14 protein-coding genes are annotated in these 14,772 nt (G+C 65.1%); 8 read left to right on the top strand and 6 right to left on the bottom strand.

Annotated elements, in window-relative coordinates:
- Positions 1–79: 79 nt before the first annotated feature.
- Positions 80–1,165 carry a tartrate dehydrogenase gene (locus tag ACZ60G_RS38910; RefSeq protein ID WP_465817026.1) on the bottom strand — a complete coding sequence of 362 codons (1,086 nt, stop codon included), beginning with the start codon at positions 1,163–1,165 and terminating at the stop codon, positions 80–82.
- Complete coding sequence (locus tag ACZ60G_RS38905; RefSeq protein ID WP_465816953.1) at positions 1,159–2,631, bottom strand: NAD-dependent succinate-semialdehyde dehydrogenase; 1,473 nt, start codon at positions 2,629–2,631, stop codon at positions 1,159–1,161. The genes ACZ60G_RS38910 and ACZ60G_RS38905 overlap by 7 nt, the downstream gene beginning before the upstream one ends.
- Before the next feature lie 123 nt (positions 2,632–2,754).
- Between ACZ60G_RS38905 and ACZ60G_RS38900 the strand changes: the two genes are divergently transcribed.
- The gene (locus ACZ60G_RS38900; protein WP_465816952.1) at positions 2,755–4,002 is read left to right on the top strand and encodes an aspartate aminotransferase family protein; all 1,248 of its coding nucleotides are present in this window, start codon (positions 2,755–2,757) and stop codon (positions 4,000–4,002) included.
- Between the two features lie 16 nt (positions 4,003–4,018).
- Positions 4,019–4,513, top strand: a complete 495-nt coding sequence (locus ACZ60G_RS38895) for a DUF3830 family protein (protein ID WP_465816950.1) — start codon at positions 4,019–4,021, stop codon at positions 4,511–4,513.
- A 15-nt stretch (positions 4,514–4,528) separates the two neighbouring features.
- On the opposite strand, the gene ACZ60G_RS38890 is transcribed toward ACZ60G_RS38895, so the two are convergent.
- Positions 4,529–5,218, bottom strand: coding sequence for a methyltransferase domain-containing protein (locus ACZ60G_RS38890; RefSeq protein ID WP_465816948.1), 690 nt, complete (start codon positions 5,216–5,218; stop codon positions 4,529–4,531).
- Between the two features lie 28 nt (positions 5,219–5,246).
- On the opposite strand from ACZ60G_RS38890, the gene ACZ60G_RS38885 reads away from it, so the two are divergent.
- Positions 5,247–5,651 carry a helix-turn-helix domain-containing protein gene (locus tag ACZ60G_RS38885; protein WP_465816946.1) on the top strand — a complete coding sequence of 135 codons (405 nt, stop codon included), beginning with the start codon at positions 5,247–5,249 and terminating at the stop codon, positions 5,649–5,651.
- On the opposite strand, the gene ACZ60G_RS38880 is transcribed toward ACZ60G_RS38885, so the two are convergent.
- Both ACZ60G_RS38880 and ACZ60G_RS38875 read right to left on the bottom strand, forming a co-directional pair.
- Complete coding sequence (locus tag ACZ60G_RS38880) at positions 5,648–7,039, bottom strand: amidase (protein WP_465816944.1); 1,392 nt, start codon at positions 7,037–7,039, stop codon at positions 5,648–5,650. The two genes, ACZ60G_RS38885 and ACZ60G_RS38880, sit on opposite strands and share 4 nt — an antisense overlap.
- 11 nt (positions 7,040–7,050) lie before the next feature.
- Complete coding sequence (locus tag ACZ60G_RS38875; protein ID WP_465816942.1) at positions 7,051–8,016, bottom strand: D-2-hydroxyacid dehydrogenase; 966 nt, start codon at positions 8,014–8,016, stop codon at positions 7,051–7,053.
- 85 nt (positions 8,017–8,101) lie between these two features.
- Here ACZ60G_RS38875 and ACZ60G_RS38870 point away from each other — a divergent pair, with 85 nt between their 5' ends.
- Genes ACZ60G_RS38870 through ACZ60G_RS38860 form a run of 3 tightly spaced genes read left to right on the top strand, consistent with a single transcriptional unit; the run spans position 8,102 to position 10,251 of the window.
- Positions 8,102–8,842 (top strand): maleate cis-trans isomerase family protein, encoded by a 741-nt coding sequence (locus tag ACZ60G_RS38870; protein WP_465816940.1) that lies wholly within the window; start codon positions 8,102–8,104, stop codon positions 8,840–8,842.
- A 10-nt stretch (positions 8,843–8,852) separates the two neighbouring features.
- Positions 8,853–9,584: a maleate cis-trans isomerase family protein gene (locus ACZ60G_RS38865; protein WP_465817025.1), complete on the top strand. Its 732-nt coding sequence runs from the start codon at positions 8,853–8,855 to the stop codon at positions 9,582–9,584.
- Positions 9,571–10,251 (top strand): GntR family transcriptional regulator, encoded by a 681-nt coding sequence (locus ACZ60G_RS38860; RefSeq protein ID WP_465816938.1) that lies wholly within the window; start codon positions 9,571–9,573, stop codon positions 10,249–10,251. The genes ACZ60G_RS38865 and ACZ60G_RS38860 overlap by 14 nt, the downstream gene beginning before the upstream one ends.
- A 42-nt stretch (positions 10,252–10,293) precedes the next feature.
- Here the strand turns inward: ACZ60G_RS38860 and ACZ60G_RS38855 are convergent, their stop codons facing one another.
- The gene (locus tag ACZ60G_RS38855; RefSeq protein ID WP_465816936.1) at positions 10,294–10,740 is read right to left on the bottom strand and encodes a phage tail protein; all 447 of its coding nucleotides are present in this window, start codon (positions 10,738–10,740) and stop codon (positions 10,294–10,296) included.
- Between the two features lie 1,825 nt (positions 10,741–12,565).
- Between ACZ60G_RS38855 and ACZ60G_RS38850 the strand changes: the two genes are divergently transcribed.
- Positions 12,566–13,498, top strand: a complete 933-nt coding sequence (locus ACZ60G_RS38850) for a helix-turn-helix domain-containing protein (RefSeq protein ID WP_465816934.1) — start codon at positions 12,566–12,568, stop codon at positions 13,496–13,498.
- A 373-nt stretch (positions 13,499–13,871) separates the two neighbouring features.
- A complete protein-coding gene (locus ACZ60G_RS38845; RefSeq protein WP_465816932.1) occupies positions 13,872–14,762 on the top strand; it encodes a MurR/RpiR family transcriptional regulator in 891 nt (296 codons plus the stop codon).
- Positions 14,763–14,772 lie beyond the last annotated feature (10 nt).

Raw genomic sequence — 14,772 nt, 5'->3', positions numbered from 1 at the left:
CACGCGAGTCGCCCCATGCTCTCGGATGAACTTTGCGATCGACCTGCCGAATTCTTTGCGGTCACATGACGATACGAACCTACGGTTGCGCGAAAACCGAACCGGTCTCGACCAATTCGGCCGCACGGTGCGCAATCGCGCTGCCGAGCTCGCCAGTCGTCGCGGTGCCGCCGAGATCCGGTGTGCGAATTCGACCTTCGCGCAGCACATCGCAGACCGCGCGATCGACCGCCGCGGCGGCCGCATGTTCGCCCAAGTGCTCCAACAGCATTGCTCCGGCGAGAATCTGCGCAACCGGATTCGCAATGCCCTGTCCGGCGATATCGGGCGCGCTACCGTGTACTGCCTCGAACATCGACGGCGCCGTGCGCTCGGGATTGATATTGCCCGATGGGGCGAGGCCGAGGCCACCCGTTACCGCGGCGGCCAGGTCGGACAGGATATCGCCGAAGAGATTCGATCCGACGATCACATCGAGCCGATCCGGATGCAGCACGATTTCGGCGGCCAACGCGTCGACATGCAGCTGTCGGGTCTCCACCTGCGGATATTCCGAGCCAATGCGCTCGAAGATGCTGTCCCAGTACGGCATCGAGTGCAGCAGCCCATTCGATTTGGTGGCCGAGCACAGGCGGCCGTCGCGTTCGAGGGCCCGTTCGAAGGCGTAGCGGATGATCCGTTCGCAGCCGACCCGTGTGAAGATCGATTCCTGCCGGACGAATTCGTCGGTGCGACCGGGATGGTGCATGCCGCCGATCGCGGAATATTCGCCCTCGGAATTCTCCCGCACGATCAGAATGTCCAGGTCTTCGGCGGTACGGTCGCGCAAGGCCGATTCGGTGCCGGGCAGCAGTCGGACCGGACGCAGATTCACATACTGGCCGAAGGCGCGACGCAGCGGAATCAGCAAACCCCACAGCGAAATATGATCGGGTACACCGGGAAAGCCGACCGCACCGAGCAGGATCGCGTTGAATCCGGCCAGTTGACCAGGCGCGTCCGCGGGCATCATCGCTCCGGTGCGCAGGTAATTCTCACAGGACCAGTCGAATTCGGTCCATTCGATACCGGGCAGCACCGCGTCCAGTACCGCTACCGCCTCGGCCGTGACATCGACACCGATGCCGTCGCCGGGAATGGTCGCTATCCGATAGTGGGTCACAATCGCACTCCGATGTATTTGGTCTCCAGGAATTCGTCTATGCCGGTGAGTCCGCCCTCACGGCCGAGCCCGGATTCTTTCACGCCGCCGAACGGTGCGGCGGGGTTGGACACTACTCCCTGGTTCAAGCCGACCATGCCGGATTCCAGCGCCTCACACACCCGCAGTCCGCGCCGCAGATTTTCGGTGAAAACATAGCTCACCAATCCGTATGGCGTGTTATTCGCGCGCGCGACGACCTCATCTTCGGTATCGAAGGCGGCGATCGCTGCGACCGGTCCGAAAATCTCGGTGTGGCACATCTCGGCGTCATCGGGTACATCGGTCAATACCGTTGCGGGATAGAAGTTTCCGAGGCCCGCCAAGGCCGCTCCGCCAGTGCGGGTAGTGGCCCCGCGGCGGACCGCATCGGCGACCAGGCCGGTCACCTTCGCCACCGCATCGGCGTCGATCAGCGGGCCGACTACGACTCCCGGCTCGGTCCCGCGCCCCATCGGCAGCGCCGTCAGCCGGTCCGCAAGCCGAGTCGCGAATTCGTCAACAACACCGCGCTGCACGAAGATTCGGTTCGCGGCAGTACACGCCTGCCCGATATTGCGCATCTTCGCCGCGAGCGCGCCCTCGACGGCCTCATCGAGGTCCGCATCGTCGAACACGATGAACGGCGCATTGCCGCCGAGCTCCATCGAGGTGCGCATCACGGTCCGCGCGCACTGTTCGAGCAGCAGCTTCCCGACGGCGGTCGAACCGGTGAACGACAGCTTGCGCGAACGGCTGTCCAGAATCAGCGGTGTCATCACCGCCGCTGGGTCGGATGTGGTGATCACATTGACGACACCCGCCGGGACACCGACCCGATCCAGGATGTCGGCCAGCGCCAACATCGAAAGTGGCGTCTGCTCAGCGGGTTTCACGATGCAGGTGCATCCCGCGGCCAGTGCCGGACCGATCTTGCGAGCCCCCATGGCCATCGGGAAGTTCCACGGCGTGATGAGCAGGCTCGGACCGACCGGTTGTCTGGTCACCAAGAAGCGCGAACCACCTGCCGGTGCAGGCATGTACCCACCGTCCAGACGGACGGCCTCTTCGGCGAACCATCGGAAAAACTCTGCCGCATAGGCGATTTCACCGCGCGCCTCGGCCAGCGGCTTACCCATTTCCAGCGTCGTGATCAGCGCGAGTCGTTCGGTATCGGCGAGCAGTGCCCGGTGCGCGTCCATGAGGATGTCGCTGCGCTGCCTCGGCGTCGTTCGCGCCCACTTCGCTTGGGCCCGATCGGCCGCAGCCAAGGCGTTCAGCCCGTCGGTCGCATCGGCATCGGCCACCTCACAGAGCAACTGGCCGGTTGCCGGATCGGTGACCGGGAGCGTAGCGGCTGTTCCGCGCCATCCGCCGTCGATGAACAGTCCGGTCGGAACCGTGTCGATCGCGGCGCGTTCGGCTGCGGTCAGGGCGGTTTCGGTGAGCATGTGGGCTCCTTTTCATTCCCGACGCGGCCTTCGGCCATTGCTGTGAACCCCGTGCCCATGTTATGCATATTGTCAACAATCCGACAATAGACAATCAGCGGATACGCGCCCGGGAGGCGGATCATGACCGAGTTATCCCCCGTTCTCAAGCAGGCCACCCCGGTAACCGTCGACCACGGATCGGGCTGCTACCTCTACGGCACCGACGGCCGCCGCTATCTCGACTTCACCGCGGGCATCGGCGTAACCAGCACCGGCCACTGCCATCCCCACGTGGTCGCTGCGGCCCAGGCCCAGGTCGCCAGCCTGATCCACGGCCAATACACCACCGTCATGCACCGGCCGCTGCTCGAACTCATCGAGCGACTCGGCACAGTCCTGCCCGAAGGTCTGGACACGCTGTTCTTCGCCAACTCCGGCAGCGAGGCGGTCGAGGCCGCGCTGCGCCTGGCCCGCCAGGCCACCGGACGGCCGAATATCGTTGTCTTCCAAGGCGGATTCCACGGTCGCACCGTCGCGGCGGCGACCATGACTACCTCGGGCACCCGCTTCTCCGCCGGGTTCAGTCCGCTGATGTCCGGTGTGCACGTGGCACCGTTCCCCACGGCCTACCGCTATGGCTGGACCGAGGCCGAGGCCACCGACTTCGCACTGCGCGAACTCGATTACCTCTTCGCCACCGTCACCTCCCCCTCCGAAACCGCCGCATTCGTGGTCGAACCGATGCTCGGCGAGGGCGGCTACATCCCCGGCAACGCCGCGTTCTTCCGCGGGCTGCGCGAACGCGCGGACCGGCACGGCATTCTGCTCATCTTCGACGAGATCCAGACCGGCTTCGGCCGGACCGGAAAGTTCTTCGGACATCAGCACTTCGACGTCCGGCCCGATGTCATCACCATCGCGAAGGGTCTGGCCAGTGGGTTCCCGCTGTCCGGAATCGCGGCGCCGCGGGAGCTGATGGCCAAGGCCTGGCCCGGCTCGCAGGGCGGCACCTACGGCGGCAATGCGGTGGCCTGCGCGGCGGCGATCGCCACACTCGAGGTGATCGAATCGGAGGGGTTGGTGGACAACGCCGCCGCGCGCGGCACGCAACTACTGACCGGACTGCGCGAGGGCGCCACCAAGGCGATCGGCGATGTGCGCGGCCTCGGACTACTCTGCGGCACCGAGTTCACCACCGCCACAGGCGAACCTGATACCGCGACCGCCGTCGCCGCCCAGCGGCTCGCGGTCGAGAAGGGGCTGCTGCTGCTCACCTGCGGTGCGTATATGAATGTGGTGCGGATGATCCCGCCGCTGATCGTGACCGATACCCAGATCGACGATGCGCTCGCGATCTGGTCCACCGTGCTCGCCGAACTCCCCGCGTGACCAGGAGGCAGAACCGATGGCCCGCTACATCTCGATCACACTGACCAAGGCGGGCGTGACCTGCCGAGCCCGACTGCTCGACGCCGAGGCACCGCGGACCTGCGCGGCCGTGTGGGATGCGCTGCCGCAAGAAGGCGACGCCTTCCACGCCAAATACGCCCGCAACGAGGTGTACACCCTGCTGCCCCGGATCGTCGCGGCGCCGCATCGGGAGAACCCGACCGTCACACCCATTCCGGGCGACGTGTGCCTGTTCGATTTCGAAGCGTGGGAGATCGGCAACCCGGCCTACGGCTACGAGCCCGGTACGGCGGCGCACCACGAGCAGGGCGCCACCGACCTCGCTTTGTTCTACGGCCGCAACAACTTACTGATCAATGGGGATTTGGGCTGGGTGCCCGGAAATGTCTTCGCCACCATCGAAGAGGGCCTCACCGATATCGCGACGGCGTGCAACGCGCTCTGGCTGCACGGTGTCCAAGGCGAGACCTTGGCATTCGCCCGCGTCTGAGAATTCGGGATCGGCTCAGTCGGCGCGAGTCCCAGCCGCGAGAAACATCGGGACGGCGACGAACAGCCGATCATCGCGTGCCCTGGCGCCTTGGCCGTCCAGCCAAGCGCCTTCTCCCGCGATATCGGCGAGCACCGGCAGGCACGCGGCATCTGTCCACACAATCGTGTGGACCTCGACGGCAACGTCGACGAACCCGTTGTCCAGCAGGAGGTTTCGGTAACGGCGGGCGACCCGCGGGTTGGCCATGCCGTCCGCGCGAGCGTGGACGAGCGTGCGGGTGAGTTCGGGATCGTCGGAGTCGATCACGAACGTGTCCCAATCTTGGCCGATGAGCACAGCGCGGCCGTTCCGGGCCAGGACCCGGCGGGCCTCGGCGACGGCTAGCTCGGGCTCGGCGAGGGTGTGCAGAACCTTGTCGGCGCGGTAGCCGGTGACCGAGCCGTCATCGAGATGTAGCGCGGTGGCATCGCCGACATGGAACCGGCCTGTGGGCCAGCGCTCGATGGCGATCTCGATCATGGCGGGGTCCAGGTCGATGCCGATGGCCCGCACCCCGCGGGCGGCCAACTCGCCGACGGCGCGCCCGCTCCCGCAACCGACGTCGACAACGGTGTCGCCCAACGCTTCGTAGGTGCGTTCTCGCAGGTTAAGGACCTGGGGTAGGTCGTCGAAGGCGTCGAGCAGGGTGAGCAACGTGGACATGGCCGCAATTGTGCGACTTAATGTCGACATGAAGTCAATCGGCGAGGTGGCGGCTCGGTTCGGGTTGCCGACACACGTGCTGCGACATTGGGAGGCGGAAGGACTGCTGACACCGGCCCGCGTCGGCGACCGTCGCCGCTACACCGACGCGGACCTGCACCGGGTGGCGGCGATCCTGATTTCGAAGGAGGCGGGCTTCGGCCTCGCCGACATCCGGACGATGCTGGCCGCCCGGTCCGCACCGGCCCGCCACGAGGTGACGGTCCGCCACCGCGAGAGGCTGCTGGCCCGGATCGCCCGGGCGCAGGCCGCACTCGACATGCTCGAGGGCGAATGCCCGTACGACGACATCATGACGTGCCCGCGTTTCCAGGGACTCCTGGATGACCGACTGCAGCCGTCTTCGGTGACCAACCCCCAGGACGCGCTTTAGCCCAGGACGTATTCCGCGTAGCGGGCGACCGCGAGGACCAGATCATCGGAGTGGCGCGGCCCGATGATCTGCAGTCCGACCGGCAGCCCCGCGGCGGTCTTGCCCGCGGGGATGCTGATCGCGGGCTGCTGGGTCATATTGAACGGATAGGTGAACGGCGTCCACTGCGGCCAACCGTCGAGCCCGCTGCCGGGCGGGACATCGTGCCCCGCCTCGAATGCGGTGATCGGCATGGTCGGGGTGATCAGCAGATCGTAGGTGTTATGGAAGACACCCATGGTGATGCCCAGTTGGGCGGCGACCGCGCGGGCGTCGAGATAGTCGACGGCACTGACGGTTTCGCCGCGCTCCCACACCGCGCGCAGTCCCTTGTCCACCTTCTCGCGCGCGCCGTCCGGGAATTTCGCCAACATGGTCGCCGCACCGGCGGCCCACAGCACCTCGAATGCGTCGCGCGGGTCTTCGAAACCCGGATCTGTCGCGATGACCCGCAGCTCCGCATCTGCCAGCCGCCGCACCGCCGCATCCACGATCGCGGCGACCTCCGGATCGACCTTCGCATAACCGAGCGTCGGCGAGTAGGCGACAGTGAGTCCGCGCACCTCGCGCGATATCTGGCCGCGGAAGGTCGCCACCGTGGGCGGCAGCGCGGTCGGATCGCGCGGATCGGGCAGCGCCAGAATGTCCATGAGCAGCGCGGCATCCTCGACCGTCCTGGTCATCGGCCCGGCGTGGGCCAGCGGACCGAACGGGCTCGCCGGATACAGCGGGACCCGGCCGTGCGTCGGCTTGAAACCGACGATGCCGCAGAACGCGGCTGGAATGCGAATGCTCCCACCGCCGTCCGTGCCGACCGACACCGGACCCATTCCCGCCGCCACCGCAGCCGCGCTGCCGCCGGAGGAGCCGCCCGAGGTTGTCGTGGGGTCGACCGGGTTGCGGGTGATGCCGGTCAGCGGGCTGTCGGTGACGCCCTTCCAAGCGATTTCGGGCGTTGTCGTCTTCCCGAGGAACACCATGCCGTCCTCGCGCAGCCGGGCCGCAACCGGGCTGTCCACCTGCCAGGGACCACTCGGATCGACCGAGGTGCTGCCGCGCCGAGTCGGCCAGCCCTCGGTCAGGAAAATGTCCTTGATCGAAATCGGCACACCGTCGAGCAGCCCGCGGGCGTAACCCGAATTCCAGCGCGCCTCCGAATCTTTCGCCTGCACCAGTGCGCGATCCGGATCGACCAGACAGTAGGCATTCACCTCACCGTCGCGCGCCGCGATGGCTTCCAGAATCGCCTCGGTCGCCTCGACCGGGGACAGGGCGCCGGCCGCGTAGGCCGAGACCAATTCGACGGCGGTCATCGCGGCCGGTTGCGTTTTGCTGTCCGGATAACTCATGGCAGGCTCCTTCAGCCGGGCACGTACCCCAGCTCTTTATCGACCACGTTGTCCAAAGTCCGGCCGGCGATCCAATTGTCGAAATTGCGGATGAACGCCGTGACGACCTCGGTTCGCCAGCCGCTGAAATCGCCCGAATTGTGCGGAGTAATAAGCACATTCGGCAGATCCCACAGCGGATGCCGCGCCGGTAGCGGTTCCGGATCCACCACATCGAGTGCCGCCCCGGCTATTGATCCGGTGCTGAGTGCGGCGAGAAGGTCGTCGGTCACAACGAGTTCCCCACGGCCGACATTGACAAACCTCGCATGTGGTTTCATCGCGGCGAATGCCTTGGCATCGAACATTTCCCGGGTCTGCGGCGTCAGTGGCGCGACCGCGACGACGTAATCGGCAATGGGAAGTTCGGCGAGCAGGTCGGTGCTCACGGTGCCGAAATCCGGGTCGGTGGCCCGCGCGCGGCGCCCCACCGCTCGCACAGTCATCCCGGCCGCGCGCAATAACCGCGCGATGGCACGACCGATCGAGCCGGTTCCGACTATCAGGACGGAGGCGCCCGAAATGCGTTCGGATTCGCGGTGCCGCCATTCGTGCCGTTGCTGCAAACGCAGCGATCCGGACAGATCTTTGGCGAAACCGAGAATCTGCGCCAAGACGTATTCCGCGATGGCCGTATCGAATACGCCACGTGTATTGGTGACCACGACCTCGCTTTCCCGAAGTTCAGGGAACATCACCGGATCCACCCCGGTCGAACCCATATGCAGCCAGCGCAAACGATCGGCCGCGTACCAAGCCCCGGGGATCGCGCGAGTCAGGAAGTCGTAGACGAACAACGCGTCGGCGCCGCGCAGTGCGTCGGCGAGTCCGGGCGCTTCCGTGTACCGCACTTCGGCTCGATCGGCCACCGGGGCCATGAGGTCCGCGTCGGGCACACTGTCACTGTGCAGGACGGTGACAATCGGGCCCTGTTCCACATTGACACACTAAAATCGCATCGTATGATTGTCAACAATCCGATCGTTCTCGGAGGTATGACGGCTGAGCGCGAGAGGGGCCGCATTGGAACTCGGCTTTCCCGATATCGAAGGGCCCGTTGCACAACGGGGGATCGGGATCATCGCACCGTTCGACCTCGCGCTCGAACGCGAACTCTGGCGCTGGGCACCGCTGGACGTCAGCCTGCATCTGGCCCGCACGCCGTATGAACCGGTGCCGGTTTCGATGGCGATGGCCGAGCTGGTCTCCAATCCGGTACATCTGACGGCGGCGACGCGCGATGTGATGCATGTCGAGCCGGAAGTCGTTGCCTACCTCTGCACTTCGGGCAGTTTCATCAGGGGGCTCGCCTATGAGAGGTCACTGCGCGACACCATCTGCCAGGCCGGAGCGCAGGACGCCGTCACCACCTCCGGTGCGCTCGTGGAGGCGATCCAGCATCTGGACATCAGCAGAGTCTCGGTGCTCACCCCCTACGACGAAATTCTCACCCACAAACTGCACGACTTCCTCGCCGAGGCCGGCTGCAGCGTAATCCGTTCGGACCACCTGGGATTGGGCGGCGGCATCTGGAAGGTCAACTACCGCACCATCGCCGAACGCATCGTCGGCGCGGACGACCCACAGGCCCAGGCGATCTTCGTCAGCTGCACCAACCTGCCCACCTACGACGTCATCGAGCCGCTCGAACAGGCGCTCGGCAAACCCGTACTCACCGCGAATCAGCTCACCATGTGGGCCTGCCTGGGCCGGATGAAGCTGCCGATGACCGGTCCGGGAAAGTGGCTACTCAATGTTTTCTGATTGGAAGAACATGCAGGCACCCACCGTCGGTTTCATCTACCCGGACCACGCGGCCGAGGACGACTACCCACTCGCCGCATCGCTGCTCGGCGTGCGGTTGCCGGTGGCCCACATCTACGGCACCGATCTGCACGCCATTCCGGAGCTGCTCGATCTGGGCAGTCCGGACAAGCTGCGCCACGGCGCTTCCTTGCTCGCATCTGACAAGCCCGACGCAGTGGTATGGGCCTGCACCTCAGGGAGTTTCGTATACGGACCGCAGGGTGCGCGGGAGCAGGTGCGCGAACTGGCTTCGGCCGCTGGGGTGCCTGCCTCGAGTACCAGCCTCGCCTTTGTCGCGGCAGCGCAGGCGCTCGACGTGCGCCGCGTCGCGATCGCCGCGAGCTATCCGGACGAGGTCGCGCGGCTGTTCGTGGAGTTTCTGGCCGATGCCGGTATCGAAGTGGTCGCCTTCTCCAGCGCCGGTATCGACACCGCCGCGGAAGTCGGCACCTTGACCGCCGAGCAGGTGCGCGAGCTGGCGGCCGCCAATGATCATCCCGACGCGCAGGCGCTGCTGATCCCGGATACCGCCATGCACACCCTCGGGGTATTGCCGGAACTCGAGGCCCGCTCGGGCAAGATCGTGTTGACGGCCAATCAGGTCACCATCTGGGAAGGCCTGCGGCTGACCGGCAGCACGATGGCATCCGCGGTGCTCGGCTCTCTCTTCTCGGAAAGGCATATCCATGTCGGTCGTTGATTTCGAGCCGGTGAACCGGCAGTCGACGGCGGAAATGATCGCCGACCGGCTCCGCGAGGCGATCATGCGCGGCAATCTCGCCCCCGGCGCCCAACTCGGCGAAGCCGACCTCGCAACCCGATTCGGCGTATCGCGCGGCCCGGTCCGCGAAGCACTGCAGCGCCTGCTCACCGAGGGCCTCCTGTACAGCATCCGCAACCGCGGCATCTTCGTCATCGAACTGGCCATCGACGACGTCGTCGACATCTACCGCGCCCGAACCGCCATCGAAGGCGGCGCGCTGGCCCTCATCCTCGACGGCCGCCGAGATATCGCCTATGCGGCTTTGGAGCCCAGCGTCACCGCCATGTGCGCCCACGCCGAAAACGGCGACGCCGCAGGCGTTTCCGACGCCGACCAAGCCTTCCACGAGGCTCTCGTCGACAGCGCGGGCAGCCCCCGCCTGGTCCGCGCCGCCCGCACCCTTTTGATCGAAACCCGAATGTGCTTGGGGGCGTTGCAGACAACGTATCCGGACCTGCGTGAGCAAGCACGAGAGCACGTCGAACTGCGCGATGCGATCGGCTCTGGTCCGGTGCGCCGAGCGCGCACGCTGCTCGTCGAGCACATGGACGACGCGGTCCACCGCCTACACCACCAATACAACCTCGGTGAGCAGGCGACCTGAACATCTCGCGGATGCTGCCCGGTTATCGTTCCGTACCGACATTCAGGCGTTCTCGACCGTGATGTCCTCGTAGACGATCGTCACCGCTTCAGTCGCCGAACTGGTCGCTCCGGCATCCAGAAACGGCCCCCGCCAGTCGGATGCCCGAGCGCGCGCCAAGTGCACCCGTTTGACCGGCTTCTTATCCGGATCCAGCACCATCAACGTGATGTCTTGGCGAGCATCATCCACATCTCGCATGGTCATGGTCGTATAGATCCATTCGGTGAACACCTTGCTCTGGTCCAACCCGCGAGTAATCGTGATCTCCCCACCGCGCGCTGAGCCCGGCTGCTTCCCGACAATCACCTCGCCATCGGGAGTCACCTGTTTGATTTCGACCGCGTCCTCCCCGAGCGATAGCCCACTGATCTGCTGAACCGTTTCCACCTGAAACTTTCCCAGATCGACAACGAAGGTGGAACCGCTGATCGTGTCGCCGATAGCCATGGAAATCTCCTTGCCTGTCGGGGCGCGGCACAGTCCACGTGACCTGCACATACTGTCGCGCCATCGTCTATGTCATGGAGAGCACAACGAACTCGGCTAGAACCGTGGGGCTATACCCACGTCACCCATCATGCGGCGATCCGTGCCGGGTCCGCAGCAGATCGGACCTATCCGACACCGATAAGCAGCGTGCCGTTGCGACGGTGGCGCTACGTCGAGAAACCCCTGGTCGGCGCACAGACCGGTGCACGATCGCAACACCGAGATCGGGCGATACACGGGGTGATTTTGGAGGATCATACGAAGACAATCGGACAAACCGGGTCAGACTTTGGATTTCTTGTTACTGGCTACCCAGTTGGCGAACCGCTGTACTTACCACCTGTCGGGAGGTTCCCTCCGGTCGGGCCAGCAGGTCCTGAGAAAGCAATCTCCATCGGTCAGCGCGGTATGCAGCTGGCACGGGTAAATCCCACCGAATGCCCGCAATCGGACCACGAGTCCGACCCGATGCTACGCCCAAGCGAACATCCCTATGCGACTACAGACCTCGGATCACGCACCGCACCTCCACCACATCACCGAGTAACGCAATGCAATGCCATGTCACAGTAAAGTTTCCGGGTTGGCCGTCCCTGCACTACTGGGCAGACTCCATAGCAGCCCACACTTTCGCCAAGGCAGTGCACGCCACGCAACTGGCAACAATTCTGATCGACCAAGATATGCGAGAAGCCCTGCAGCCCCTGCCTTGTCAGCGACTCTGGCAATAACATCGCCGAACTCCGAACTGCACCAAGCAGTTTCAAGCTCCTTCGGTCGCTCGTTGCCGCAACGAACTCAAAAGTATTTCGAGCCGTCGCGACAGATGCCGGGTCGAGGGATCGGATAACCCCAACGACGTCGGCGGTAGTATCCGCCGCACACGGGGCGATAGCTCAGCCAGTAGAGCCGTGGACTCATAATCCCATCAAAACAGCACCGTCCACCCGAGCACCCGCATACCCCACCTCCACCGCGACTCAGCACTCTTTGTACGAGGACTTTCGGCAATCGAGCGCGGAGGCGTTACAACTCAACGCGCACCCCTGCAACCCACACGCCAGTCGATGGTCCACTGCCCACCATTAGGCCGTCGTGTAGATGAATCCAAACAGCGCAAGCCATCCGGCTACGAGCACGACTGCCCAATTCGTTCAGGCCAAAAAGGCAGCGCACGATCCTGTCGACCTCGAAGTAGTGCCTCGCTCGGCATCGCGGGTACGGCAGCGAGTTGCTGCTGTCGGCATCTCAGTCGTCATAGCCGGACGGCCAGAAGATCATTGCGACGAACACCGCAAGAGGCAGACCGATAGCGAACACGAGTCCGACCTGCGCCGCACTCATCGGCGCACCCCGCCCAAGGGCGACCAGCGGCCGAACGACTCTCGCGGCGTTGCACATTCAACATCGGCAACAGCCATCACACGATCAAGCGTCACGGCGTCCAGATGCGCCGACGACGGCAGCAACACCACATCAGCCCCCGATGACTCGACCTGCTCAGCCAGACCAAGCACCGAACCAGGGTCCGCCCAGCGCAGCGGATACCCCAACCGACGCACCTGAGCCGAATCCCATTCGGGTGTCAGCGATATCGGGTCAATCCATCCGAGTGCGTGCATTCCCCTGCCCTTCGTCCCCTATCATTGGCAAGCTCCCGCCGCCGAGGAAACAGTCGACCCGGCGGCGGGGCTGGCACCGACGCTATGAGGCAAGGGCTGGGCCGCATACGATTTCGCTGTTCACAGGCGTCCACAGCCCGCCAGCGCATTAGGCTGGAGTTATGGAACCGGGCGCGCTCCTGCGTGCCGCTCGCGAAGCGGCGGGCATCTCGCTGCGCGCGATGGCCGAGCGGAGCTACTACAGCAAGGCGTACCTGTCACTGATCGAGACCGGCCAGCGCCCGGTACCTGCCGGTGTCTCCGCCGCCTACCAGAGGGTGCTGGGCACGGACGTGGAGCGGCTTACGGTCGTGGCACGAACACCAGCCAGCGTCGACACCACTGCCCTGGCCGACGTGGCCGTGATGTTGGCGGCTACGCGCCGCATCGAGGACGCGGCCGGAGCTGTGGCGGTACTTCCCGCAGCGCGGGGCATGTCGGCGATGACCGAGGCATTTGCCCGTGAGGCGCGCACGGTGCAGGCCGAAGCGGCGGCTCTCGCGTCGGAGGTCACGCAGTACCGGGGATGGTTGGAACACGCGATCGGCGCTGACGTGGTCGCACGGCGTAGCCTCGGCACGGCCGTGAGCCTGGCGAAGGAGTCCCGAGCCCCGGACCGGCTTGCACACAGCCTGGGCTTCCTCGGCTACGTGACGGTGAGCGCGGGGAATTATGACGAGGTCATCGCCCTGTCAGACGCCGCACTGGCGGTACCAGGCGCGCACCCGATCGTTAGCGCCTACGGGCGAATGCGGCGAGCTGAACTACTGGCCGCGCACGGGGAAAGGCGCGAAGCACAGCACGCACTGACCATGGCCGACGCAGCAGCGGAAGCAGCCGACGGCATGGAACCCCCCGCGTCGATGTATTGGTGGAGCACCGGATTCGCGGCTGTGCAACGCGGCGGAGTTCTGGCCTTACTGGGGCACACAGTCGAAGCAGTCGGGGAGGCGATACACGGGCTCGCCGCGATGCCAACCGAGCACCGCGAGAGTGAATGGCTGGCCTCCGCACTACGCCGGATCGACCCGGACATGAGCGCAGCTGCGGAGTAGGCATGCGCCCCCGTAGGCGATATCGCCCTCACACGGCCCGCAGCTCCTTCACCGAAACCCGTTGCCGCCGTGAGTGGTTTGATTCGGCTCGACGCGTCGGTGAGGTCGAGCGGGATCGCAGACAAGACGCGACGATTTCTCTCGCTCGGCCTCTCGCGGGGCCACAGTGGCGGCGACTCAAGAGAAGTTCAGCCAACAGGCCCACATAGTCAGTCTTGATCACGACCGGCCGACATGACGCCCCGGAGACCGGGTAACGGCATTGACATTCTGGGCGGTGAAGCAGCGTGGCCTCAAAGGCCAGCAGCGTAGTCGGCTAACTTGACAGAGAACCGCGTGGCAAAAGCGGTGCCGAGGTTGCGGAGGAGGTTCGGTGGATACGAGCGCGGAGACGACGGGTTCGGCGAGCTTCGACGAACTGGCAGTCCAGATACGCCGCCGGATGGATTCGCTGTCCGCCGCGCACAAGAAGCTGGCTCGGCGAGTGCTGTCGGATCCCGAAGCGGTGGCGTTCATGACTGTTTCCGAGCTCGCCAGCGCTGTCGATGTCAACGAGGCCACGGTGGTGCGCTTTGCCAATGGTCTCGGTCTGAAGGGGTATCCGGGGCTGACGCGATTGTGTCGCGAACGGTTGCAGGAGCAAGCACAACTGTTGCGCCGCTTCGACAACCTCGAACACCTCGTCGCCGAAGGTGTCGGGACGCGCGAACAGACCGTGGCGCTGGATCAAGCGAATATCGCCCGCACATTCGCGCGTATCGACGACGCGATGTGGGATTCGGCCGTCGATCGGCTGGCTCACGCTCCCCGGGTGCATGTGATGGGTCTGCGCAAATGCCACGCTCCGGCGTATCTGCTGACCTACCTGCTCCGGATGCTGCGCGAGGATGTGTCGGCGATCGATGCCACCGCGGGCACGCTGACAGATGAACTGCGCCGGGTGCGTGCGGGCGATTGTTTCGTGGCGATGTCGATCCACCGATACAGCCTCGACACCGTGCGCGCCGCGCAGTGGGCTCGCCAGCGCGGTACCCACGTCATCGCATTGACCGATACCGCCGTATCACCGCTGGCGGTGTCGGCGCACGATACGTTTTACGTCGATGCGTCCAGCGCTGGCATCCTGCGATCGATGACCGCCTTTACCTCCCTCGCCCAGGCAATGACGGGTGCCGTTGCACAAGTCCTGGGGCATGAAGTGCGCCCGACGCTGCTCGAGGAGGAAAAGCTGTTGAGCGAGTTCGGCGTCTACGCCCCCGAATGACCTCGGTGCG

This window comes from Nocardia sp. NPDC102475 (assembly GCF_055584605.1).
This window is presented reverse-complemented; position numbering and strand designations above follow the sequence as displayed.